Below are 22,488 nucleotides of genomic sequence, written 5' to 3' on the forward strand. Positions count from 1 at the left end.
GGTTATGATAAATAACCAATTCAAGGCGCTGGAGCGCACTGATTCCTAGGGACTTACCCGTACTGGAGACCACGACATGGACCACCGGAACCTGATTGCCATCGACATCCACACGCACGCCGAGGTGAGTTGCTGGAATCCGTTCGACAACTACGGCGAAGAGTACGACCGCGCCGCCGACAAGTACTTCGGCTCGAGCGGCCGTCCGACCATCGCGGAGAGCGTGGCCTATTACCGCGAGCGCAAGATCGGGCTGGTGATGTTCATGGTCGACGCCGAGTCGAACATGGGCCGCCGGCGCATCCCGAACGAGGAGATCGCCGAGGCCGCCCAGAAGAACAGCGACATGATGATCGCCTTCGCGAGCATCGATCCGCACAAGGGGAAGATGGGCGCGCGCGAGGCGCGCAGGCTGATCGCGGAGCACGGTGTCAAGGGCTTCAAGTTCCACCCGACGGTGCAGGCCTTCCATCCCTACGACCGGATGGCCTGGCCGCTCTACGAGGTGATTGCCGAGCACAAGCTGCCGGCCATCTTCCACACCGGCCACAGCGGCATCGGCTCGGGCATGCGCTGCGGCGGCGGGCTGCGGCTCGAATACAGCAACCCGATGCACCTGGACGACGTGGCGATCGACTTCCCCGACATGCAGATCGTGATGGCGCACCCGAGCTTTCCGTGGCAGGACGAGGCGCTGAGCGTGGCCACGCACAAGCCCAACGTCTGGATCGACCTGTCGGGCTGGAGCCCCAAGTACTTTCCGAAGCAGCTGGTGCAGTACGCCAACACGCTGCTGAAGGATCGCGTGCTGTTCGGCAGCGACTACCCGCTGATCACCCCCGACCGCTGGATGAAGGACTTCGAGGCCGCGGGCTTCAAGCCCGAGGTGATGCCGGGCATCCTGAAGGGCAATGCGGTCAGGCTGCTGAAGCTCGAGGGCTGAGGGCTCAAGGCCGGCGCGGCGCGTCGGCCTCCTCGTCGTCGCCGAGGCGGTCCCAGTCGCCCGCGGCGCGGCGGCGTCGTTCTTCGCGCTCGCGCGCCATCTGCGCCTCGAACTGCTGGCGACCCTCCTTGTTGGCCGCAATGAACTTGGCGCGGTCCTTGTAGTGCGGGTAGATCTCGTCGGTGAGCTGCAGGTTGCGCAGGCGAAAGCGCATGCTCGTTTCGCGCGCCTCGGCCGCGGGCCAGCCCAGCACCTCGAGCACCGAGCGCGCGCTGCGCAGCGACGATTCGAAGAGTTCGCGCTCGATGTGTTCCACGCCGCGGTCGCGCAGCTGGAACAGGTGCCCCACGTTGCGTGCCCGCGCGACGATGCCCGCCTGCGGAAAGTGCGCGCGGAACAGGTCGACGATCTCGAGCGATTGCTCCACGTCGTCGACCGCGACGACCACCGCCTTCGCGGTGCCCGCGCCCGCGGTGCGCAGCAGGTCGAGGCGGGTCGCATCGCCGTAGAACACGCGAAAGCCGAACTGGCGCAAGCCCTCGACCGTGTCGGCATCGTGGTCGAGCACCGTGACGGCAAGGCCCTGCGACATCAGCATGCGCCCGACGATCTGGCCATAGCGGCCGAAGCCGCAGATCAGCACCTTGGCATCCTGCTGCTCCGAGATTTCCTCGAGCTGCGTGGCCGGTGGCCGGCTGTAGCGCGGCAGCACCAGCTTGTCTAGCAGCACCAGCAGGAGCGGCGACAGCAGCATCGAGAGCGCCACGGCCCCGATCAGCAGCGAGGTGGTCTGGGGCGGCAGCACGTCGGGGCCGGCCGCCTGGAACACCACGAACGCGAACTCGCCGCCCTGGGCCAGCAGCAGCGTGAACACGGGGCGCTCCTGGTAGGCGATGCCCATGGCCTTAGCGAGCGCGTAGATCACGGCCAGCTTGATCGCCATGAAGCCGACCACGAGCAGCGCCATCATGCCGGGGCTTGCGATCAGCACGCCGAAATCGATCGACATGCCGACCGCGATGAAGAACAGCCCGAGCAGCAGGCCCTTGAAAGGTTCGATGTCGGTCTCGAGTTCGCGCCGGTATTCGCTTTCGGCCAGCAGCACGCCGGCCAGGAAGGCGCCGAGCGCCATCGAGAGGCCGACGAACAGCATCAGCGCGGCGATGGCCACCACCACCAGCAGCGCCGCGGCGGTGAAGATCTCGGGCGTGTTGCTGCGCGCGATCCAGCGCAGGAGCGGCCGCAACGCGAGGCGGCCGCCAAGGATGATGGCGGCGATGACGCCGACGATCTTCAGGCCCTCGAGCGTGCGGTCCAGTCCCGAGATCGCCGGCTCGGCGGCCGTGGCGCCGGCCAGCAGCGGCAGCAGCGCGAGGATGGGGATCGCAGCCACGTCCTGAAACAGCAGGATCGAGAAACCGGCCTGGCCGCTCGGCGCCTTCAGCAGGTTGCGCTCGCCGAACACCTGCAGCGCGATCGCCGTGGAGGACAGCGCAAGGCCGAGCGCCGCGACCAGCGCCACGCGCCATGGCGCGCCCACCGCAAAGCCGACGGCAAAGAGCGCCACCGCGCAGGCGAGCACCTGCGCGGTGCCCCAGCCGAAGATCGGCCGGCGCAGGTTCCACAAGCGCCTGGGTTCGAGTTCGAGGCCGACGAGGAACAGCATCAGCACCACGCCGAACTCGGCGAAATGCAGCACCTCCTCGACGCTCGAGACCAGGCCGAGCCCCCACGGGCCGATGGCGATGCCCGCGACGAGGTAGCCGATGATGGAACCGAGGCCCAGTGCCTTGGAAAGCGGCACCACGAGCACCGCGGCGCTGAGGTAGATCAGGCTGCTGGTCAGCCAGGCGGGTGCGTGTTCCATCTCAGGTCGACTCCGCGGGCCGGTCGGTCTGCGGCACCGGGCAGGCGATGCAGGCATCGAGTTCGTCCATCTCGGGCCAGTCGGGATAGCTCTGGAGGCGTTGCACGAAAACTTCCAGGTGGGCCTCGACCTCCGCCTCCAAGGCGCTGCGCGCGCCATGCAAGACCAGCGGCGGCAGGAAGCGCATGCCGCAGAGCGTGGCGGTCTGCTCGTAGGGAGGCAGGAAGGCGTCGAAGAAATAGCGGTTGTAGCTCTGCGGGTGGTAGCTGCGCTCGGGGCCGCCCGTGGTGGCGACGAGCCAGCAGTCCTTGCCCTGGAGTGCCGTGCCGCCGCGGCCGTAGGCCCAGCCGTAGCCGAGCACGTCGTCGAACCAGAGCTTCTGCAGCGGGGGCGCCGAATACCATTGGATCGGGTGCATCAGCACCACCAGGCTGGCCCGGGCGAGACGCGCCTGCTCGGCCTGCACGTCGATCGCGAGGTCGGGGTAGGTGCCGTAGAGATCGTTCACCTCCACGCCGGGCACCGAGCGCGCTGCGGCCAGCAGCCGGCGGTTGACGCGCGATTCGCGCCAGTGCGGATGGGCGGCAATCACATAGATGGCGCCGGCGGATCTTGTAGTTGTTGTCGTCATTTCGCGAACATAGCGCAAAGTTGCCGGCCCGCCCGGGCGCAGGGGCAGGCACTACGATGGGGGCTGTTCCAGCTCTGGAGGGCTTATCTATGCCGGTGGTTCTGGTCGCCAACCCGAAAGGTGGCGTGGGCAAATCGACACTCGCGACGAACATTGCGGGCTATTTCGCGAGCCGGGGTCATGCCGTGATGCTCGGCGACGTGGACCGCCAGCAGTCGTCGCGGCTCTGGCTCGGGCTGCGCCCGCCGCAGGCGCGGCCGATCGCCACCTGGGAAGCGTCGGGCGACAGCGCCGTGGTGCGCCCGCCGAAGGGCACCACGCATGCCGTGCTCGACACCCCCGCCGGCCTGCACGGATGGCGCTTCAAGGAGGTGCTGGCGCTGGCCGACCGCGTGATCGTGCCGTTGCAGCCCAGCATCTTCGACATCTACGCGACGCGCGACTTCATCGACCGGCTCATGGCGCAGCGCCGCGCCGAGAAGACGAAGATCGGCCTCGTGGGCATGCGCGTGAATGCCCGCACGCTCGCGGCCGACCGGCTCGGCGAATTCGTCGCGAGCCTCGGCGTGCCGGTGCTCGGCGAAGTGCGCGACACGCAGAACTATGTGCAGCTCGCCGCGCGCGGACTGACGCTGTTCGACATCGCGCCCGGGCGGGTGCAGCGCGACCTCGAGCAGTGGCAGCCGATCTGCCAGTGGCTCGAAGGCTGACGCTGTCGCGCGGCCGACACCGCCTGCATGCAGCAACCCGCTAGAGTGCCGCGCATGACCAAGAAGACATTCCAGACGCTGCAGGACCTTGCCGCCTGCGTGGGCCAGGAAGTCGCCGTGAGCGACTGGATCACCGTGACGCAGGAACAGGTGAACCAGTTCGCCGAGGCGACCGGCGACCACCAGTGGATCCACGTCGACATCGAGCGTGCCAAGAACGGGCCGTTTGGTGCGCCGATCGCCCATGGCTTTCTGACCCTGTCGCTGCTGCCGCGCTTCTTCGAGACGGCGATCGAGGTGGTCGAGTCGCGCATGGGCGTGAACTACGGGCTCAACCGGGTGCGCTTCATGTCGCCGGTGCCCGTTGGCAGGCGGCTGCGCGCGCGCATGAAGCTGCTTACGGCCGAGCCGATCGCCGATGACGGCTACCAGATGACCTGGGAAACCACGATCGAGCTCGAAGGCGCGGCCAAGCCGGCCTGCGTGGCCGAATCGGTGGCGCGCCGCTACCGTTGAAGCACGTCAGAGCATCGTGCCGGATGCCTCGCCATAGGCGGAGTGGCCGTCCGCCGTGATGCCGACCGCACCGGCGCGCACCGTTGCGCGATCGATCTTCGAGCCGGCGAGGTGATGGACGCCGGTGCTGCCATTGCTGATCTGCAGCGGGTTGCGCGCCTGTGCCTGCACTTCGGCGCGTGACAGCGTCGACTGGAACGGCGCGGGCGGCAGCGGGTTCTGCTCGCCCTGGAAGGCTTGCGCGCTGGTCGTTGCGGCGAGGGCTGCCGATGCAGCGACGAGGAGGGTGGAGAGGTTCATGGCCATGGCAAATTCCTTGAAAGAATGATTGAAGAGGTCGGGTGCAGTTGTGCCCCGTACGTGCTCTTCTATACGCAGCCGAACGCCGGTTGGATACACCACCGGCGAAAAAATGTTCAGCCGAAACCGTTCTGCCGCCAGGCTTCGAAGATCGTCACCGCCACGGCGTTCGACAGGTTCAGGCTGCGCTGCCCCTCGCGCATCGGCAGCCGCAGCCGCTGGGCTTCGCCGAAGCGCTCGCGCAGCGTGGGTGGCAACCCACTGGTTTCCGAGCCGAACACCAGCCAGTCGCCCGGCGCGAAGCGCACGTCGTGCACGGCGCGCGTGCCGCGGGTCGTGAGCGCGAACATGCGCTCGGCCGCCGGACGTTCGCTGTCGAGCAGCGCCTCCCAACTGCCGTGCCGCTTGACCTCGGCATATTCGTGGTAGTCGAGTCCGGCCCGGCGCAGCAGCCGGTCGTCCATCGAGAAACCCAGCGGCTCGACCAGGTGGAGCGCGCAGCCGGTGTTGGCCGCAAGGCGGATCACGTTGCCCGTGTTAGGGGGAATTTCGGGGTGGACCAGAACGATATGGAACATGCGCCGATTGTCGGCGCGGGCGAGGCCGCTCAATGCGGCGGGTCGGTGCGCGCGAACACGATCGCCGTCACATGCGCGGCGCCGGCCAGCCGCAGCGCCGCGGCGGCCGAGAACACCGAGGCGCCGCTCGTCATCACGTCGTCGACCAGCACCACGCGGCTGCCGCGCAGGCGTTCGGCGCCCAAGGGCTCGACGGCGAAGGCGCCCCGCAGGTTGCGCAGCCGCTCGGCGCGCGCGAGGCCGCGCTGGGGCGGCGTCTCGCGCGTGCGCAGCAGCAGCGTGGCATCGGTCTTGGCCGGGGCGAGCCGGCGCGCGAGCTCGAGCGCCTGGTTGAAGCCGCGCTCGCGTAGCCGCGCCGGCGCCACCGGCATCGGCAGCACCAGGCCGCAGCGCTCGAGCGCCGGCTCCACCCACGGCACGCTGCGCATCAGCGTGGACAGCGGGCCGGCCCAACCGGCTTCGCCGCGGAACTTGAACTGGGCAATGCACTCCGGCCAGGGCCACGCATAGGCGCAGGCGGCGAGGCAGGCATCGAGCGGCGGTGGATCGCGCAGGCATTCGCCGCAGCGCACCACGCCCGCGGGCACGGGCAAGGCGCAGGTGGCGCAGCGCGTGGTCGGCGGCGCGAAGCGGGCCACGCAGGCATCGCAGACGCGCTGCGAAGGCCAGGCGCGGCAGACCTCGCACTGGCTGGGCAGCCGTGCGAGCAGAGAGGTCAAAGGCCGGTGGCCCCAGCGGCTGAACATGGGCTCAATATACTCACGGCCCCATGGCCACCGACCCCGCAAGAAGACCGCCGACCATCGACCCCACGGCGGCTTCGCGCTGGCGCCGGACCGTGCCCGAGGCCGGATCGCCCTGGTTGCACGAGGAAGTGGGCCGCCGCATGGAAGACCGGCTGCAATGGATCAAGGCGCAGCCGCGCACCTGGGCCGACTGGGCGCCGCTGCGCGGCGGGCTCGAGGCACACGACCTGGTGGCCCGGCGCTACAGCGATGCCGCCTCCTTCGTGATCGAGCCCGAACCGGCGCTCGCCGCCGCAACCGGCCAGGCGCTCGCCGCGCCCTGGTGGAGCGCGCGCCGCTGGCAGGCTGGCGGCCGCACGCGCTTCGAGCCGCCGCCCGAGGACGGCGTCGACCTGCTCTGGGCCAACATGTCGCTGCACATGGCCGCCGACCCCGAGGCGCTCATCGCGCACTGGCATCGCCTGGTCGCCACCGACGGCTTCCTGATGTTCTCGTGTCTCGGACCCGACACGGTGCGCGAACTGCGCGCGCTGCATGCCCGGCTCGGCTGGCCGGCGGCGGGTCACGAATTCACCGACATGCACGACTGGGGCGACATGCTGGTGCATGCCGGCTTCGCGGAGCCGGTGATGGACATGGAACGCATCGTGCTGACCTGGACCACGCCCGAGGCGGCGCTGGCCGAGCTGCGCACGCTTGGGCGCAACCTGCATCCCGCGCGCTTCCCGGCACTGCGCGGCAAGGCCTGGCACGCGGCGCTGAAGCGCGCGCTGCCCGAGCTGGCACCGGCAGAAGCCGGCGGCGGTGGCATCGCGATGACCTTCGAAGTGATCTATGGCCATGCCTTCAAGCCGGCACCGCGCGTGGCGCTGTCGGCCGAGAGCGCGGTTTCCCTGCGCGAAATGCGTTCGATGCTCCAGCGCGGCCGCCCCGGGCCGTAGGCCGCGAACACGCATTTCACGAGCGGCCGCCTCTCTCGACCCGCTACAATCCGCCGTTGCGTGAAACTCGCGGGAATGGTTCCGCGAACGAGGTCTGCCGGATCCTGTGGAGACAAGGGATTGGACAGCGTCGACGCACCGATTTGCAGAACTCGCCCGTGTCGAATTCCGTGTTTCGCTTTGCCACCGTTTCAGGCCAGGGCATCCAATGGTTCCTGAAGCGCAACTGCTCGGTGACGCCGAGCCAGCTGGGCTGGCTCTATGCATCGCTGTGCGTGGTATCGCTCGGTATCGGCACGGCCTTCTGGCTGAACGGGGCGCCGTTGGTCCTGCCTTTTGCCTGGCTCGAGCTGGCGGCGGTGGGTTTCGCCTTCATGCTGTATGCACGGCACGCGACCGACGGAGAGAGGATCGCGCTGCAGGGCGGCCGGCTGGTGGTGGAGCTCGAGAACGGGGGTGACTTTGAGCGCACGGAATTCCTGCCGCATCAGGTCCGCATCGAGCCTTGGTCGGGCGATCGTTCGCTGATCGAGGTCTCGGGCCAGGGGCGGACGGTCAGGGTGGGGCGCTTTGTGCGCCCGGAGTTGCGGGCCGCATTGGCGCGCGAGATTCGCATGGCGTTGCGTGGCGCCTGAGGGTCCGCGCGGCGCTGCTGGGTTGGGTTTGTTGAAAAAATTGAAGAAACGTGAACACGATGAAGAGCATTTGGCGCAATAAGTACAGGCTGGCAAATCTGTTGCTGGCGGCCGGCGCGGCTTTCAGCGGCGCGGCGCACGCAGTCAACGATCTGCCCGGCGGCCCCTCGGTGCGCCAGCTGAACCTCCCGATCGGCGTCACCAAGATCGCGCAGGAACAGCATTTCCTCCACACGGTGATGATGATCATCTGCACGGTGATCTTCGTTGCCGTGTTCGCGGTCATGTTCTATTCGATCTGGAAGCACCGCAAGTCGGTCGGCCACAAGGCCGCGAACTTCCATGAGTCGGTGGTGGTCGAGGTCATCTGGACCATCGTGCCCTTCCTCATCGTGATCGTGATGGCGCTGCCCGCCACCAAGGTGCTGGTGGCCCAGAAGGACACCACCAATGCCGACCTCACCATCAAGACCACGGGCTACCAGTGGAAGTGGGGCTACGACTATCTCAATGGCGAGGGCGAGGGCCTGGCGTTCATCTCCACGCTCGACAGCTCGCACCGTGCCATGTCCGACGCCGGCGCCAAGGGCGACGTGCCTGTCGACTACCTCTTCAAGGTCGACAACCCGCTCGTCGTGCCGGTGGACAAGAAGGTCCGCATCATCACCACGGCCAACGACGTGATCCACGCGTTCGCGGTGCCGCAGCTCGGCATCAAGCAGGATGCGATCCCCGGCTTCGTGCGCGACACCTGGTTCCGTGCCGAGACCGTGGGCGACTACTACGGCCAGTGCCAGGAACTCTGCGGCAAGGAACACGCCTACATGCCGATCCACGTGAAGGTGGTCTCGGCCGCCGACTACACGGCCTGGGTCGACACCAAGCGCAAGGAAGCCGCGGCCAAGCTCGACGACCCGAGCAAGGTCTGGGCCCTGCCCGAAATGATGGTGCGCGGCGAGAAGGTCTATGCGGCCAACTGCGCGGCCTGCCACCAGGCCAACGGCAAGGGCGCCGGTCCGATCAAGGCGCTGGACGCCAGCCCGAAGGTGATCGACCCCGACCACAAGGTCCAGCTGCTGGTGCTGCTCAACGGCCAGAACAACGGCGCCATGCCAGCCTGGAAGCAGCTGAGCGACACCGACCTCGCGGCGGTCGCCACGTACACCAAGAACAGCTGGTCGAACAAGACCGGCCAGATCGTGCAGCCGGCCGAAGTTCTGGCCCTGCGCGGCAAGTGATCGCGAAGATCGAGCCACAGCGCACCGCGACGAAGAAATTGCAAGGAACAACGAAATGAGTGCAGTCCTCGACCCCCACGGTCACGTTCAAGACGGCCACGCACACGACGAGCATCACGAAGCGCCGACCGGCTGGCGCCGCTGGGTGTTCGCCACCAACCACAAGGACATCGGCACGCTCTACCTGCTGTTCAGCTTCACGATGCTGATGGTGGGCGGCGTGCTCGCGCTGCTGATCCGCGCCGAGCTGTTCCAGCCCGGCCTGCAGGTGGTGAACCCCGAACTCTTCAACCAGTTCACCACGATGCACGGCCTGATCATGGTGTTCGGCGCCATCATGCCGGCCTTCGTGGGCTTCGCGAACTGGATGATCCCGCTGCAGATCGGCGCGTCGGACATGGCGTTCGCGCGCATGAACAACTTCAGCTTCTGGCTGCTGATCCCGGCGGCCATCATGCTCGTGGGTTCGTTCTTCATGCCCGGCGGCGCGCCCGCCGCGGGCTGGACGCTCTACGCGCCGCTCACGCTGCAGATGGGCCCCTCGATGGACGCCGGCATCTTCGCGATGCACATCATGGGCGCCTCGTCGATCATGGGCTCGATCAACATCATCGTCACCATCCTGAACATGCGCGCCCCGGGCATGACGCTGATGAAGATGCCGATGTTCTGCTGGACCTGGCTCATCACCGCCTACCTGCTGATCGCGGTGATGCCCGTGCTCGCCGGCGCCATCACGATGACGCTGACCGATCGCCACTTCGGCACCAGCTTCTTCAACCCCGCCGGCGGCGGCGACCCGGTGATGTACCAGCACATCTTCTGGTTCTTCGGCCACCCCGAGGTCTACATCATGATCTTGCCGGCCTTCGGCATCATCAGCCAGATCGTGCCGGCCTTCGCGCGCAAGAAGCTCTTCGGCTACGCCTCGATGGTGTACGCCACCTCGTCGATCGCGATCCTGTCGTTCATCGTCTGGGCGCACCACATGTTCACCACCGGCATGCCGGTCACGGGCCAGCTGTTCTTCATGTACGCGACCATGCTGATCGCGGTGCCGACGGCGGTGAAGATCTTCAACTGGATCGCCACCATGTGGCAGGGCTCGATGACCTTCGAGACCCCGATGCTGTTCGCCGTGGGCTTCATCTTCGTGTTCACGATGGGCGGCTTCACGGGCCTGATCCTCGCCGTGGCGCCGATCGACATCCAGCTGCAGGACACCTACTACGTGGTGGCCCACTTCCACTACGTGCTGGTGGCCGGCTCGCTGTACGCCATGTTCGCGGGCTACTACTACTGGGCGCCCAAGTGGACCGGCGTGATGTACAGCGAGACGCGCGGCAAGATCCACTTCTGGTGGTCGCTGATCTCGTTCAACATCACCTTCTTCCCGATGCACTTCCTGGGCCTGGCGGGCATGCCGCGCCGCTATGCCGACTACCCGATGCAGTTCGCCGACTTCAACGCGGTGGCTTCGGTCGGTGCCTTCGGGTTCGGCCTCGCACAGGTGTACTTCTTCCTGTTCATCGTGCTGCCGAACATGCTCGGCAAGGGCGAGCCGGCTCCCCAGAAGCCCTGGGAAGCCGCTGAAGGCCTCGAGTGGGAAGTGCCGTCGCCGGCGCCCTTCCACACCTTCGAGAATCCGCCCAAGCTCGATCCGACCGCCACCAAGGTGATCGGCTGAACCTTCCCAGGCCCGCGGCCCGCACGACGACGACCATGACCACGCCAGAGCAGAAAAGAAACAACCGACGCATGGGGCTTACGCTGGCCTCCATCGCGCTGATTTTCTTCGTCGGCTTCATGGTCCGCATGATCTGGTTCGGCGCCCGCTGAGCACGACCCACGGAGCCACCACAGCATGAGCCTCGGTCAACGCATCCGGCGCGCCAACGTCCGCATGGTCGGCAAGCTGGCCGTGGTGGCCTGCGGCATGTTCGCGTTCGGCTACGGACTGGTGCCGCTCTACCGTGCGATCTGCGAAATGACCGGCATCAACATCCTCGCGCTCAACGAACTCGAGGTGCCGGGCGGCGCGAGCGGCGGCAAGAACGTGCGTGTGCCCGACAACTCGCAGGTCGACACCAGCCGCACCATCACGGTCGAGTTCGACTCCAACGTGCGCGGCGGCCTCTGGGAGTTCAAGCCCGCCGAGCGGACGATGCAGGTGCACCCCGGCCAGCTCAACACCGTGATGTACGAGTTCCAGAACGTGCAGAACCGCCGCATGGCCGCGCAGGCGATCCCGAGCTATGCGCCGCAGCAGGCCGCGCCGCACTTCAACAAGCTCGAGTGCTTCTGCTTCACCCAGTACACGCTCGATCCGGGCGAGAAGAAGCAATGGCCCGTCGCCTTCGTGATCGACCCCAAGATCTCGAAGGACGTGAAGACCATCACGCTGTCGTACACCTTCTTCGAGGTCGGCGGACGCACGCCCGCGGCGCCCGTGGCCACCGTTTCGAGCCCTGCGAATGAGCCCCGCTCGTGACCGCTCCGGAAACACCGTCGCGCAAGGGCACGCTGTGGGGCACGGTCAAGGCCGTGTGCTGGTCGTTCTTCGGCGTGCGCAAGAAAAGCGCCTACCAGGACGATCTGGCCAAGCTGAATCCGCTGCACATCATCGCCGTGGCATTTGTCATGGTCATCCTTTTCATCGTCGGCCTTGTGCTGCTGGTGCGCTTCGCGGTGGCGCCCTGAGCATGAGCCGCTGTATCCAGTACCCATCGAGTCGAGAGAAGAAAGAAAGCCAGGAGCTGATATGAGTTCATCCACCCACGGCACCACGCCTTACTACTTCGTGCCAGGGCCATCGGCCTATCCGGTGCTGTCCGCGATCGGCCTGTTCTTCGTCATTCTCGGCGCAGGGCAATGGATCAACGGGCACCAGTGGGGCGCATGGTCGCTCCTGCTCGGCATGGTGATCTGGCTCGGCACGCTGTTCACCTGGTTCCGGGCCGCCGTCGGCGAGAGCGAAAGCGGCCAGTACGGCCACAAGATCGATCTGTCGTACCGCTGGAGCATGAGCTGGTTCATCTTCTCGGAGGTGATGTTCTTCGGCGCGTTCTTCACGGCGCTCTGGTGGGCCCGCACGCACGCGCTGCCGACGCTCGGCAGCCTCGACAACGCACTGCTCTGGCCCGACTTCAAGGCCGTCTGGCCCAGCGTCGCCGCAGGCGTGACCGGTTCGCCGGCCGACATCGTCGAGCCGTTCCAGACCGTCGGTCCGTTCTGGCTGCCCACGATCAACACCGCGCTGCTGCTGAGCTCGGGCGTCACGCTCACCATCGCCCACCACGCACTGCGCGTCGGCCACCGGGCGCAGACGATTCGCTTCATGTGGCTCACCGTGCTACTCGGCGTGGTCTTCCTGGGCGTGCAGGGCTACGAGTACTACCACCTGTACACCGACCTGAACCTCAAGCTCAGTTCCGGCGCCTACGGCTCGACCTTCTTCATGCTGACCGGCTTCCACGGCCTGCACGTGTTCATCGGCATGCTGATGCTGCTGTTCATTACGCTGCGCCTGCAGAAGGGTCACTTCACGCCCGATCGGCACTTCGGTTTCGAGGGGGCGGCCTGGTACTGGCACTTCGTGGACGTGGTCTGGCTTGGCCTCTACGTGTTGGTCTACTGGCTTTGACCGAACCTCGCGGCATGCAACAACAAAAAAGGCGCCGTAAGGCGCCTTTTTCATGGTTCTCGTGGAACGAGCACCATCTACTTGCCGACCGGGAGCCCGGTGGGCTGGATGTAGCCGAATTTCCAGGCCAGCAGCATGCAGAGGAACAAAATCACCGAGAGGCCTATCCGAAAGGTGAGCGCGCGCGCCATGCCGCCGGTCTTGGCGCGCCCGTTGCGCCCGTCTTTCAGCATGTAGAAGAGCGCGAAGGCCAGACTCGCGAAGATGCCCACGAAAGCAAGGGCGATGAAATATTTCATGAACCCGATTATCGGCCGCATGCCTCATCCGCTCCAGTGACGCCCGAACCCCTTCGCGCCGGTACGCGGCCCCGCCAGGGCCGCTTCCTGGTGGTGACGCTCGCCGCGGTGCTGACCGTCTGCACCACGGTCTCGCTGGGCCGCTGGCAGCTCTCGCGCGCCGCGCAGAAAGAGACGCTGCAGGCCGAGATCGACGCCCAGAAGCAGAAGCCGCCGCTCGAACAGGCCGGCTTCCTTGAACTGGCGTCGCCCGTCAACGAGCTGCACCGACCGGTGCGGCTGCGCGGCCTGTGGCTGACGCCGCATACGGTGTACCTCGACAACCGTCAGATGCACGGGGTGCCTGGCTTCTACGTGCTGACCCCGTTCGCGCTGGAAGGCAGCGAACAGACCGTGATGGTGCAGCGCGGCTGGGTGCAGCGCAACTTCAATGACCGCACGCAGCTCGGCGCGGTCGAGACGCCGCCCGGCATCGTCGAAGTCACCGGCCTGATCGAGCCCCCGCCCGGCCACCTTTTCGAATTCGCCAGCAAGCCGGCCACCGCCGCCTCGGCACCGGATGCCGCGGGGTCTTCGCCCATCCGGCAGAATCTCGACCTGGAAGCGTATCGCGCCGAAACCAAGCTGCCGCTGCGCACCGACGTGTCGCTGCAGCAGATCGGCCCCGCCTCCGAGGGGTTGCAGCGCGACTGGCCGGCACCCGCTCTGGGTCTGGAGAAGCACTACGGCTATGCATTCCAGTGGTTCGGGCTCTCCGCCCTCGTCGTCATCCTCTATGTCTGGTTCCAAATCATTGCCCCCTTCCGCCGCTCCAGGCGCCGCACACGCGATGCAGCAGACCGCTTCTGACGAACCATTGGGCCTGACGGTGCATTCGATGCCCTCGCCCAACCAGGCGCTCGACGCCGCCGAAGGCCGCCGCACGGTCGTCGGGCGCTGGAAGATGATCGCCGTGATGCTGATGTGCGCGGCGCCCGTCATCGCGTCCTACTTCACCTACTACGTGATCCGCCCCGACGGGCGCAGCGTGTATGGCGAGCTGATCGATCCGCAGCGCACGCTGCCGACCTTCGGCGCCACCGATCGCAACGGCGCACCCGTCGACCTGGCCACGCTCAAGGGCCAGTGGCTGCTGGTCGCGGTGGCCGACGCAGCCTGCAACGCGCTCTGCGAACAGCATCTCTACCTGCAGCGCCAGCTGCGCGAAAGCCTCGGCCGCGAGAAAGACCGGCTCGACCGCGTCTGGCTCGTGAGCGACGCGGCGCCCATTCCCGAGCGCCTCGATAACGGTCTGCACGGCGCCACGGTGCTGCGCGTGCCGGCCGCCGAGCTGGCCGGCTGGCTGGCGCCCGTGCCCGGCCATGCGCTCGCCGATCACCTGTACGTGGTCGACCCGATGGGCAACTGGATGATGCGTTTTCCGGCTGGCATGGATGCCAAGGGCGCGAGTCGGGCCAAACGCGACCTCGATCGCCTGCTGCGCGCTTCTTCCTCGTGGGACGAGGCAGGACGCTGACACCGCATGGACACCGCCAGCTCGCTCTACGACCTCACGCCCATCGTCTGGCTGATGGCGGCCGGCGTGCTGATTGCGCTCGGGCCGCTGGTGTGGGTCTGGCGGCGCAACGCAGGCGCCGGACCGGCGCGCCGGCTGCATGCGCTCACGGTGCTCACGCTGTTTCTTACCTTCGACCTGACGCTCTTCGGTGCCTTCACCCGGCTCACCGACTCGGGGCTGGGCTGCCCCGACTGGCCCGGCTGCTACGGCAACGCGAGCCCGGTCGGCGCGCGCCATGAAATCGCCATGGCCCAGTCGGCCCAGCCGAGCGGCCCGGTGACGCACGGCAAGGCCTGGATCGAGATGACCCATCGCTACCTCGCCACCGGCGTCGGCGTGCTCATCCTCGCGCTCGCGGGCGCCACCTGGGTGGTGCGGCGGCGCCAGCGGCGCGAACCCCGGGCGCCGGCAGCGGGCGAGCATGCGACGCTGAGCGCCTGGTGGCCGGCGGCGACGCTGGTCTGGGTCTGCCTGCAGGGCGCCTTCGGCGCGCTGACCGTGACCTGGCGGCTCTTCCCCGCGATCGTCACCCTGCACCTGCTGGGCGCCGTGGTGCTGCTGGTGCTGCTGTGCATCCAGGCCGTGCGCTACCGGCAGGCCGCCGCGGACCGCTTGCCCACCGTGGTGTCGCCCGCACTTCGCATCGGCCTTTTCGCCACGTCCGCGTTGCTCCTGCTGCAGATCGCGCTCGGCGGATGGGTCAGCACCAATTACGCCGTGCTCGCCTGCACGCAGTTCCCGACCTGCCAGGGCAGCTGGTGGCCGCCGATGAACTTCGCCCAGGGCTTCGAGATCTGGCGCCACCTCGGCGTGACCGGCGATGGCGCACCGCTCGATTTCTCGGCGCTCACCGCCATCCACTACGCGCACCGGCTGATGGCCTATGCGGTCTTCGTTGCACTCGGCGTGCTGGCCTGGCGGCTCCACGGCATCGCCGCACTGCGGCCGCAGGCGCGCTGGCTCGCGGCGCTCGCGCTGCTGCAACTGGCCACCGGTCTTGGCAACGTGCTGCTCGGCTGGCCGCTCGCCGCCGCCGTGCTGCACACGGGCGGTGCTGCCGCGCTGGCCGTGGTGCTGACATGGGCGCTCTGCGAGAGCCGGCGCGCATCGGCGGCCGCATCCGTGGCGCTCGCTTCGCACAACGAAAAAAACAACAACCCCAGGGAGGCAGCAGCGTGAGCACGCCGATTTCCGTGCAGCAGACCAGCACCGCCAACGTGCTGCGCCAGTTCTATGCATTGACCAAGCCGCGCGTCGTGCAGCTGATCGTTTTTTGCGCGCTCATCGGCATGGTGCTGGCAGTGCCCGGCCTGCCGAGCTGGGCCGAGGTGAAGCGTGCGGCGCTCGCCTGCATCGGCATCTGGCTCGTCGCGGGCGCCGCCGCGGCGTTCAATTGCCTGGTCGAGAAGGGCATCGACGCCAAGATGAAGCGCACTGCCTGGCGCCCCACGGCGCGCGGGCAGCTGAGCGACCTGCAGGCGCTCGTCTTCTCCGGGCTGCTGTGCGCGGCCGGCTCGGTGCTGCTGTGGTTCCAGGTCAATCCGCTCACCATGTGGCTGACCTTCGCCACCTTCGTCGGCTACGCGGTGATCTACACCGTGATCCTGAAGCCGCTGACGCCGCAGAACATCGTGATCGGCGGCGCCTCGGGCGCGATGCCGCCGGTGCTGGGCTGGGCCGCCATGACCGGCGACGTCGGCCCCGAGGCGCTGATCCTGTTCCTCATCATCTTCCTGTGGACGCCGCCGCATTTCTGGGCGCTGGCGCTTTACCGCGTCGAGGACTACCGCAAGGCCGGCCTGCCGATGCTGCCGGTGACGCACGGCAACGAATTCACGCGCCTGCAGGTGCTGCTGTACACCTTCATCCTGTTCGCAGCCTGCCTGATGCCTTTCATCTACGGCATGAGCGGCTGGCTCTACCTCGCCGTGGCGGTCATCGTGAGCTTCGGCTTCACCGGCTACGCCTTCGCGCTGTGGCGCAACTATTCCGACGCCCTGGCGCGCAAGACCTTCCGCTTCTCGCTGATCCACCTGAGCGTGCTGTTCGCGGCATTGCTCGTCGACCACTACCTGCGCTGACCGCGCGCACCTGCCAATGAACAAGCGAAACCTTCTCCGATGGATGGCCGGCAGTGCCGCATGGGCCGGCATGGCCGCCACCCTGGGCCTGGGGCTCTCGGCCTGCAACAAGGAAGCCGCCGCGCCGAGCTTCAAGGCGATCGACCTCACGGGCGCCGACTACGCGCGCGATTTCTCGCTCAAGGACACCGAAGGCAAGGTCCGCACCCTGGCCGACTTCAAGGGCAAGGTCGTGGTGCTGTTCTTCGGCTATGTGCAGTGCCCCGACGTCTGCCCGACCACCATGACGGAGATGGCGCAGGTCAAGCAGCAGCTCGGCAGCGACGGCGACAAGCTGCAGGTGGTGTTCGTCACCGTCGATCCCGCGCGCGACACGCCCGAGGTGCTCAAGGCTTACATGGGCGCCTTCGACCCGAGCTTCGTCGCGCTGATCCCCACGCCCGAGGAACTCGCCGCGACCGCGAAGGACTTCAAGGTCTACTTCAAGAAGGTCGAGGGCAAGACGCCCACCAGCTATTCGATGGACCATTCGGCGGCCAGCTTCGTCTACGACACCGAAGGTCGGCTGCGGCTCTACGCCCGCTACGGCACGGGCGTCGAGCCCATGGTGTCCGACGTCAAGGCGCTGCTCGCCGGCTGAGTGCGCCGATCTCGCCGCCAATGGACGTCTCGCCGGCCTCGGTCGAGCACCTGAAGTCGCGCAAGGGCGCATTCCGCATCGCGCTCATTCCGCCCGAGGTGTTGCACGCGCTCAACGACGGCCTGCTCGAAACCGTCAACCTCAATGAATTCCTGGCGCTGGAATTGCCCAGGCTGGCGCGTAGCGTGGCGGGCCACATCGGCCTCGATGCGGAAAGCGATCGCCTGCTCGACACGCTCGCCATGCTCGCGGCATTCAAGCCGATGCAGCGGCACGGCCACATCGCCCGTGCGCTCTACGACCTTGCGGCGATGCACGCCGAGCGCGATGCGGTCGCCCATCGGCTTGCCACGCATGCGAGCGACGCCGCCCGGTGCTGGGCGGCGCAATGGATCACCCTGTCGGGCCTGCCGCTCGCGGCCCAGCTGCATGCCGTGCGGCGATTTGCCGCCGATCCGCATTTCGGCGTGCGCGAGATCGCCTGGATGGCCGTGCGCGAGGCCGTCATCGGCGCGCTCGATGAATCGCTGGCATTGCTGCAACCCTGGACGGCCGACGCCGACCCGAACATCCGGCGCTTCGCAAGTGAACTCACGCGGCCGCGTGGCGTGTGGTGCGCGCAGATCGAGGCGCTCAAGGCCGAACCCTGGCGTGCGCTGCCGCTGATCGAGGCACTGCGTGCCGACAGCAGCCGCTACGTGCAGAACTCGGTCGCCAACTGGCTCAACGATGCGAGCAAGACCCAGCCCGAATGGGTCGACCGGCTTGGCGCGCGCTGGCTGCAGGAATCCGACACGCCGGCCACGCGCTACATCGTTCGCCGCGCCTTGCGTTCGCTCGCCAAGGCGGCGTGAACAACGAAAAAGCCCGGCACGCAGCCGGGCTTCGAGGCGAAGGAAGGCGGACGCTTACGCGTAGTCGGCGAGTGCCTTCTTCATCTTCTTCATGGCCGCCACTTCGATCTGGCGGATGCGCTCGGCGCTCACGCCGTAGACGGCCGCCAAGTCGTGCAGCGTCATGCCGCCCGAACCGTCGTCGTTCACCTTGAGCCAGCGCTCTTCCACGATGCGGCGGCTGCGGTCATCCAGCGCTTCGAGAGCGGTGGCGATGCCGTCGGTCGAGAGCCGATCGCGCTGCTGCGATTCGAGCAGCGCGGTGGGCTCCTGCGAGGCGTCGGCCAGATAGGCGATCGGGCCGAACGCTTCGTCGCCGTCGTCCGACGGACCCGGGTCGAGCAGCACATCGCCACCCGACAGGCGGGTTTCCATCTCGAGCACTTCTTCGGGCTTGACGTTGAGCCGGCTCGCCATCTGCGAAACCTCGTCGGGGCTCAGCGTTTCGCGGTGCGTGCCGTTGTCGGCCGCGGCCGAATCGGCCTTGAAGCTCTGTTTCATCGAGCGCAGGTTGAAGAACAGCTTGCGCTGGGCCTTGGTCGTCGCGACCTTGACCATGCGCCAGTTCTTCAGGATGTACTCGTGGATCTCGGCCTTGATCCAGTGCATGGCATAGCTCACGAGCCGCACGCCCTGGTCGGGGTCGAAGCGCTTCACGGCCTTCATCAGGCCGACGTTGCCCTCCTGGATCAGGTCGCCGTGCGGCAAGCCATAACCCAGGTATTGGCGCGAGATGGACACCACGAGGCGCAGGTGCGAGAGGATCAGCGCACCGGCCGCTTCGAGGTCGTTGTGGTCGCGCAGCCGGCGTGCGAAGCCCTGCTCTTCTTCGAGCGTGAGCATCGGCAGCCGGTTGGCGGTCGAAATGTAGGCATCCAGGTTGCCCAGCGGAGGCACCATCGACCAGGGGTTGGCGACGGCGAGCTGGTTGGCAGAGGCTCCAGACAGCGTGGTCATCAGGGGAAACTCCTTTGTATTGGGCATATTAGCACTCGGTTAGAGGGAGTGCTAAGGGAAGGGTTCCCCTCCAGTCTCTATCGCCACGATAGCCAAAAGCTGTCGGTTTTCACTGGGCTTGGAACTTTTTTCACTGGGAATGGAACCCTGACTCTTTTGAAATCAACGACTTGGCTCCATCGCTCGTCGCGCAGATGAGGAACCCAGCCGTTTTCGCCTTTTGTAGGAGCCGGGAAATAGTGGTCGGTTCCGCCGCCAGTTTCCTTCTTCATGCAACTCTGTTTTTCTCCCCTGGCATCAAGCTATATTACCCGGATAAAAGTTGTTGGCGGGTGTGGAAGCTCAACTCAGAGCCGACTCGGCGGCTGAAGCGATTGCCCGGAGTTGCGCACGAGCGGCCTCCGCCCGAAAGCGAGGGATCACCCAGTTGTGGTGCGTCTCACGGTATCGTCCATAGTGAGCCCGTGCGACTGTGCGCACTGCCGAGACGATGTCGGGGTCGAACCGCACGGCCTTGACGGCGATGTCACCGCTGGGGAGTTCCTTGACGGAGATCCAGCGTCCGCGGATCGTCACGATCTCCTCGGGCAGGAAGTGCCGCTGCGCTGCCAGCGCAGCAGGCGAAAACGCTGGCAGCTGCTTAGTTGTTGATTGCCACCGAAAATTGACCCGGCTAACGCACTAATTTCCGTCTAAGACTGACCCACGTAAAACTCTACCCTGCTCATTTTTAAGGCAGGGGATCTTAGGAGTGATAGACGTGGCGACATTGAGTGTCATCAGACGCTGGGCCCTGCGCGAGCAGATGTCCATCCGCGAGATTGCAAGGCGTACAGGCCTGTCTCGCAACACCGTCAAGAAGTACCTGCGAGCGGGCGAAGAAGCGCCGCGCTACGCCAAGCGGGCGAGCTCGAGCAAGCTCGATCCCTATGCCGACAAGCTCGCGACCTGGCTCGCGATCGAGGCCACCAAATCGCGGAAACAGCGGCGCAATCTGCGGCAGATCCACACAACCGGGAACGACAGCTTCCGGTTCAAAAACAGTTCTGCAAAGCCTCAACCCAAAAAGGAGAACATCAAGCACTTATCCACACCGTGAAGCCTTCAGGCTCACAAAGCGGGTGGGTCAGTATTCAATGGAAATCTAGGGTCAGAGATCGGCGGAATCCAACAGCACCGTCGCAGGCAGAAGGAAAACCATCATGGTCCGATCAGTGCTTGACTTGACACAGACGCCTGAGTTCAAGCGGCGCCTGAAGGCGCATTTTGCAGAGATTGCCGCAAAGCGCCAAGAGCTTGGGCTCCCGAAGGCCGTGGTCATTGATGATGTGGTCTACAGGCAGTTTCCCGACGGGCGGTTGGAGCCTGTGGACACGCGGAAAACGCCCGATGATGCGAAAGAGCCTCCCCGCTGAGCTCTGGCGGCACGAGCAAGAGTGCGGGACGAGCAAGTCAACTCACGAGGTGCCGTGGGTCGCCCCCGATTTGCTAGCTGTGGTCCAGCTTGATTTCGAACTGAATCCGGTGTGCATCCTCCTACCAACGAATGTCTCGGAAAAACCAAGCAGGACGTTGCCTCGGGGCACCTAGACTGATCAAAAAGCTAAAGGTACGGTTGCTTCCAGCGCCCCGAGTGGCGCAATGCCGAGGATGGGAATGCTCGTCCACCACATATCGCATCGGCGAGAGCGGAGGTGGCATCGGCATACAGAGTGCTGGGCAGGGCGAAGCCCCACCGCCCGGCCCTGCAGCCTCCAGCCGTGGAATGCCTCGCAACTTCGCGGGGAAGCGCTGGCTCTCGTGAGCGTGCTGCTTCACTTTTCGCTTTCGCTTCACACTTGGGTGCGCCTTGCCGGCGCGCACCTTTCCAAAAGTCCTAGGGGGACGATGCCAGACAAGCCAGAATGGCGACCACCAACTGCCGGGTAGCTCATGAGTCAAGATCAAAAAGAAAAGCAACGCGACGTGCTAGTGCTCAATGGGATCTACCCAGACCCGAAGCAGGCATTTCTCCATCAGCCCAAATCTTTTGCTGAAATTAAAGATTCTTGCTTGGTGTTTCTTGATACCAACGTGCTGTTGTTGCCGTATAACACCGGGAAAGATAGTCTCGCGTCAATAAAAGCGGTTTATAAATCGTTGGCGAAAGATTCACGGCTTCTGCTGCCTGACCGCGTGATGCAGGAGTTTGAAACGAACGTCCCTGATCAGCTAAAAAGAATATTCCAAGCTATTTCTCTCGCTCAGAATGTCGCTACCCCGGCTATAGAGCTCCCCCTTCTAGAAGAAATAGAAGAATACAAAGCCCTTAAGGGGGTTGCAGCCGAGCTATCGGCAAAGATTGCGGAATATAGAAAAGCTGTCCGAAGCACTTTGTCTGTAATCGAAAACTGGAATCACAACGATCCGGTTCGGCAGATGTATCGAGAAATATTCAAAGACGCACCAGCCGCCATCATCACGTCAATCAAAGGCGAGGAGCTGTTATCAGAATGGGATCGTCGCTTAAGGAACAAGATTCCTCCGGGGTATAAAGATGGCGGAAAGGAGGACTCTGGAATCGGAGATTTTTTGGTGTGGCAAGCTATTCTCGATACGTGCGCCATCAAAAAAAAGGACGCGATCCTAGTTTCAGGAGAAGAGAAGCCCGACTGGTGGCATAACAGCAATCAGCAATCGCTTTACCCGCGAAGAGAGCTTGTAGAAGAATTCAGACGCGTCACTGACGGGGGGACCATCCATCTTTTAAAGCCCTCACGTTTCTTTGAATTATTCGGTGCGTCCAAAGAGGTGGTACAGGAAATCGCAACGGAACAAATCGCCACGCGCAAAAAGCAGTTGTTTCGAAGAAGGCCGGCGCCAACTGCTTTAATATATCGAGCTGTCGCTACTTGGCTGCGCGATGTTGTCACGGCGGGTGATAATTACGCTTTGGGGAGCAACTCACCATCGAGCTATGATGTGCTAACAGACCGAAGCGATTTTCGCGTCGAGATTAAAAATTTCTCGACGATTGAAGATTTTCGCGTGGCGATCAATTCGCTCAGCAACTCCTTGCTAGAGGGTTCGGAGGGACGCGAAGCCAAGCCAGTCGTAATTCTTGCAACTCATGATGGAACCCTCGCGTCAGGGAAGGCGCTGGAATACTTGTCGCGCGCGCTAATTCCAAAGGGCTTGGTCTTGGTAATGGGGATAGTTGATAGCGACGAGAAATTTTGGCCAATTTTTCGCTCAGACGCAGATTGGCCTTAGTGATTTGTCGGAGCCGCAGCGTGGGCCTCGCTCTCCAGCGGCCGGATTGGCGTGAGCTCC

General features: G+C 65.4%; 26 protein-coding genes and 1 pseudogene. 20 read left to right on the forward strand and 7 right to left on the reverse strand.

Going from position 1 to position 22,488, the window contains the following annotated elements:
• Positions 1-76: 76 nt before the first annotated feature.
• Positions 77-943 (forward strand): amidohydrolase family protein, encoded by an 867-nt coding sequence (locus AC3A6R_RS18555; RefSeq protein ID WP_487865181.1) that lies wholly within the window; start codon positions 77-79, stop codon positions 941-943.
• 4 nt (positions 944-947) lie between these two features.
• Here AC3A6R_RS18555 and kefC read toward each other — a convergent pair whose 3' ends face one another.
• Together kefC and kefF are read right to left on the reverse strand one after the other, a co-directional pair.
• A complete protein-coding gene (gene kefC / locus AC3A6R_RS18560) occupies positions 948-2,810 on the reverse strand; it encodes a glutathione-regulated potassium-efflux system protein KefC (RefSeq protein ID WP_487865182.1) in 1,863 nt (620 codons plus the stop codon).
• A gap of 1 nt (position 2,811) precedes the next feature.
• Entirely contained in the window at positions 2,812-3,441 is a 630-nt protein-coding gene (gene kefF, locus AC3A6R_RS18565; protein ID WP_487862809.1) for a glutathione-regulated potassium-efflux system oxidoreductase KefF, read from the reverse strand.
• Positions 3,442-3,530: 89 nt separating this feature from the next.
• On the opposite strand from kefF, the gene AC3A6R_RS18570 reads away from it, so the two are divergent.
• Together AC3A6R_RS18570 and AC3A6R_RS18575 are read left to right on the forward strand one after the other, a co-directional pair.
• A complete protein-coding gene (locus tag AC3A6R_RS18570; protein ID WP_487862810.1) occupies positions 3,531-4,151 on the forward strand; it encodes a nucleotide-binding protein in 621 nt (206 codons plus the stop codon).
• A 54-nt stretch (positions 4,152-4,205) separates the two neighbouring features.
• Positions 4,206-4,667: a MaoC family dehydratase gene (locus tag AC3A6R_RS18575; protein ID WP_487865183.1), complete on the forward strand. Its 462-nt coding sequence runs from the start codon at positions 4,206-4,208 to the stop codon at positions 4,665-4,667.
• Positions 4,668-4,673: 6 nt separating this feature from the next.
• On the opposite strand, the gene AC3A6R_RS18580 is transcribed toward AC3A6R_RS18575, so the two are convergent.
• The 3 genes from AC3A6R_RS18580 to AC3A6R_RS18590 all read right to left on the reverse strand — a co-directional run bounded on the left by AC3A6R_RS18580 (position 4,674) and on the right by AC3A6R_RS18590 (position 6,291).
• Entirely contained in the window at positions 4,674-4,973 is a 300-nt protein-coding gene (locus AC3A6R_RS18580) for a DUF4148 domain-containing protein (RefSeq protein ID WP_487862812.1), read from the reverse strand.
• Between the two features lie 110 nt (positions 4,974-5,083).
• Positions 5,084-5,545, reverse strand: a complete 462-nt coding sequence (gene trmL, locus AC3A6R_RS18585; RefSeq protein ID WP_487865184.1) for a tRNA (uridine(34)/cytosine(34)/5-carboxymethylaminomethyluridine(34)-2'-O)-methyltransferase TrmL — start codon at positions 5,543-5,545, stop codon at positions 5,084-5,086.
• 29 nt (positions 5,546-5,574) lie between these two features.
• Positions 5,575-6,291: a ComF family protein gene (locus AC3A6R_RS18590; RefSeq protein ID WP_487865185.1), complete on the reverse strand. Its 717-nt coding sequence runs from the start codon at positions 6,289-6,291 to the stop codon at positions 5,575-5,577.
• Between the two features lie 23 nt (positions 6,292-6,314).
• Here AC3A6R_RS18590 and AC3A6R_RS18595 point away from each other — a divergent pair, with 23 nt between their 5' ends.
• The 8 genes from AC3A6R_RS18595 to AC3A6R_RS18630 all read left to right on the forward strand — a co-directional run bounded on the left by AC3A6R_RS18595 (position 6,315) and on the right by AC3A6R_RS18630 (position 12,748).
• Positions 6,315-7,232 carry a class I SAM-dependent methyltransferase gene (locus AC3A6R_RS18595; RefSeq protein ID WP_487865186.1) on the forward strand — a complete coding sequence of 306 codons (918 nt, stop codon included), beginning with the start codon at positions 6,315-6,317 and terminating at the stop codon, positions 7,230-7,232.
• 158 nt (positions 7,233-7,390) lie between these two features.
• Positions 7,391-7,867, forward strand: coding sequence for a DUF2244 domain-containing protein (locus tag AC3A6R_RS18600; RefSeq protein ID WP_487862816.1), 477 nt, complete (start codon positions 7,391-7,393; stop codon positions 7,865-7,867).
• A gap of 59 nt (positions 7,868-7,926) precedes the next feature.
• Positions 7,927-9,105, forward strand: coding sequence for a cytochrome c oxidase subunit II (gene coxB, locus AC3A6R_RS18605; protein WP_487862817.1), 1,179 nt, complete (start codon positions 7,927-7,929; stop codon positions 9,103-9,105).
• A 55-nt stretch (positions 9,106-9,160) separates the two neighbouring features.
• The gene (ctaD, locus tag AC3A6R_RS18610; RefSeq protein WP_487862818.1) at positions 9,161-10,792 is read left to right on the forward strand and encodes a cytochrome c oxidase subunit I; all 1,632 of its coding nucleotides are present in this window, start codon (positions 9,161-9,163) and stop codon (positions 10,790-10,792) included.
• 35 nt (positions 10,793-10,827) lie between these two features.
• On the forward strand, positions 10,828-10,944 hold the full coding sequence (locus tag AC3A6R_RS18615; RefSeq protein ID WP_487862819.1) for a cytochrome oxidase small assembly protein: 117 nt from the start codon (positions 10,828-10,830) through the stop codon (positions 10,942-10,944).
• Between the two features lie 25 nt (positions 10,945-10,969).
• Positions 10,970-11,596 (forward strand): cytochrome c oxidase assembly protein, encoded by a 627-nt coding sequence (locus tag AC3A6R_RS18620; RefSeq protein ID WP_487862820.1) that lies wholly within the window; start codon positions 10,970-10,972, stop codon positions 11,594-11,596.
• Complete coding sequence (locus AC3A6R_RS18625) at positions 11,593-11,805, forward strand: DUF2970 domain-containing protein (protein WP_487862821.1); 213 nt, start codon at positions 11,593-11,595, stop codon at positions 11,803-11,805. The genes AC3A6R_RS18620 and AC3A6R_RS18625 overlap by 4 nt, the downstream gene beginning before the upstream one ends.
• A 61-nt stretch (positions 11,806-11,866) precedes the next feature.
• On the forward strand, positions 11,867-12,748 hold the full coding sequence (locus tag AC3A6R_RS18630; protein WP_487862822.1) for a cytochrome c oxidase subunit 3: 882 nt from the start codon (positions 11,867-11,869) through the stop codon (positions 12,746-12,748).
• A gap of 77 nt (positions 12,749-12,825) precedes the next feature.
• On the opposite strand, the gene AC3A6R_RS18635 is transcribed toward AC3A6R_RS18630, so the two are convergent.
• Positions 12,826-13,047 (reverse strand): twin transmembrane helix small protein, encoded by a 222-nt coding sequence (locus AC3A6R_RS18635; protein WP_487862823.1) that lies wholly within the window; start codon positions 13,045-13,047, stop codon positions 12,826-12,828.
• Positions 13,048-13,083: 36 nt separating this feature from the next.
• Between AC3A6R_RS18635 and AC3A6R_RS18640 the strand changes: the two genes are divergently transcribed.
• From AC3A6R_RS18640 to AC3A6R_RS18665, 6 genes are read left to right on the forward strand one after another with little or no spacing between them, the layout of a single operon-like run.
• Complete coding sequence (locus AC3A6R_RS18640; RefSeq protein WP_487865187.1) at positions 13,084-13,896, forward strand: SURF1 family protein; 813 nt, start codon at positions 13,084-13,086, stop codon at positions 13,894-13,896.
• On the forward strand, positions 13,877-14,563 hold the full coding sequence (locus AC3A6R_RS18645; protein WP_487865188.1) for an SCO family protein: 687 nt from the start codon (positions 13,877-13,879) through the stop codon (positions 14,561-14,563). Before AC3A6R_RS18640 ends, AC3A6R_RS18645 begins: the two co-directional genes overlap by 20 nt.
• 6 nt (positions 14,564-14,569) lie before the next feature.
• Positions 14,570-15,784 carry a COX15/CtaA family protein gene (locus AC3A6R_RS18650; RefSeq protein ID WP_487865189.1) on the forward strand — a complete coding sequence of 405 codons (1,215 nt, stop codon included), beginning with the start codon at positions 14,570-14,572 and terminating at the stop codon, positions 15,782-15,784.
• Positions 15,781-16,686 carry a heme o synthase gene (gene cyoE, locus AC3A6R_RS18655; protein WP_487862827.1) on the forward strand — a complete coding sequence of 302 codons (906 nt, stop codon included), beginning with the start codon at positions 15,781-15,783 and terminating at the stop codon, positions 16,684-16,686. The genes AC3A6R_RS18650 and cyoE overlap by 4 nt, the downstream gene beginning before the upstream one ends.
• 16 nt (positions 16,687-16,702) lie before the next feature.
• Complete coding sequence (locus AC3A6R_RS18660) at positions 16,703-17,326, forward strand: SCO family protein (RefSeq protein WP_487865190.1); 624 nt, start codon at positions 16,703-16,705, stop codon at positions 17,324-17,326.
• A gap of 20 nt (positions 17,327-17,346) precedes the next feature.
• Complete coding sequence (locus tag AC3A6R_RS18665; RefSeq protein ID WP_487862829.1) at positions 17,347-18,180, forward strand: DNA alkylation repair protein; 834 nt, start codon at positions 17,347-17,349, stop codon at positions 18,178-18,180.
• A 54-nt stretch (positions 18,181-18,234) separates the two neighbouring features.
• On the opposite strand, the gene rpoH is transcribed toward AC3A6R_RS18665, so the two are convergent.
• Positions 18,235-19,176 carry an RNA polymerase sigma factor RpoH gene (rpoH, locus tag AC3A6R_RS18670; protein WP_487862830.1) on the reverse strand — a complete coding sequence of 314 codons (942 nt, stop codon included), beginning with the start codon at positions 19,174-19,176 and terminating at the stop codon, positions 18,235-18,237.
• Positions 19,177-19,927: 751 nt separating this feature from the next.
• On the opposite strand from rpoH, the pseudogene AC3A6R_RS18675 reads away from it, so the two are divergent.
• The 3 genes and pseudogenes from AC3A6R_RS18675 to AC3A6R_RS18685 form a co-directional block, all read left to right on the forward strand.
• Positions 19,928-20,185 (forward strand): annotated as a pseudogene (locus AC3A6R_RS18675) (helix-turn-helix domain-containing protein); the annotation flags it as partial.
• Between the two features lie 193 nt (positions 20,186-20,378).
• Positions 20,379-20,591, forward strand: a complete 213-nt coding sequence (locus AC3A6R_RS18680) for a hypothetical protein (RefSeq protein WP_487865191.1) — start codon at positions 20,379-20,381, stop codon at positions 20,589-20,591.
• Between the two features lie 517 nt (positions 20,592-21,108).
• Positions 21,109-22,428, forward strand: coding sequence for a PIN domain-containing protein (locus AC3A6R_RS18685; RefSeq protein WP_487865192.1), 1,320 nt, complete (start codon positions 21,109-21,111; stop codon positions 22,426-22,428).
• The last annotated feature ends 60 nt before the right edge of the window (positions 22,429-22,488 follow it).

Source organism: Variovorax sp. Soil_C_19 (assembly GCF_057657255.1).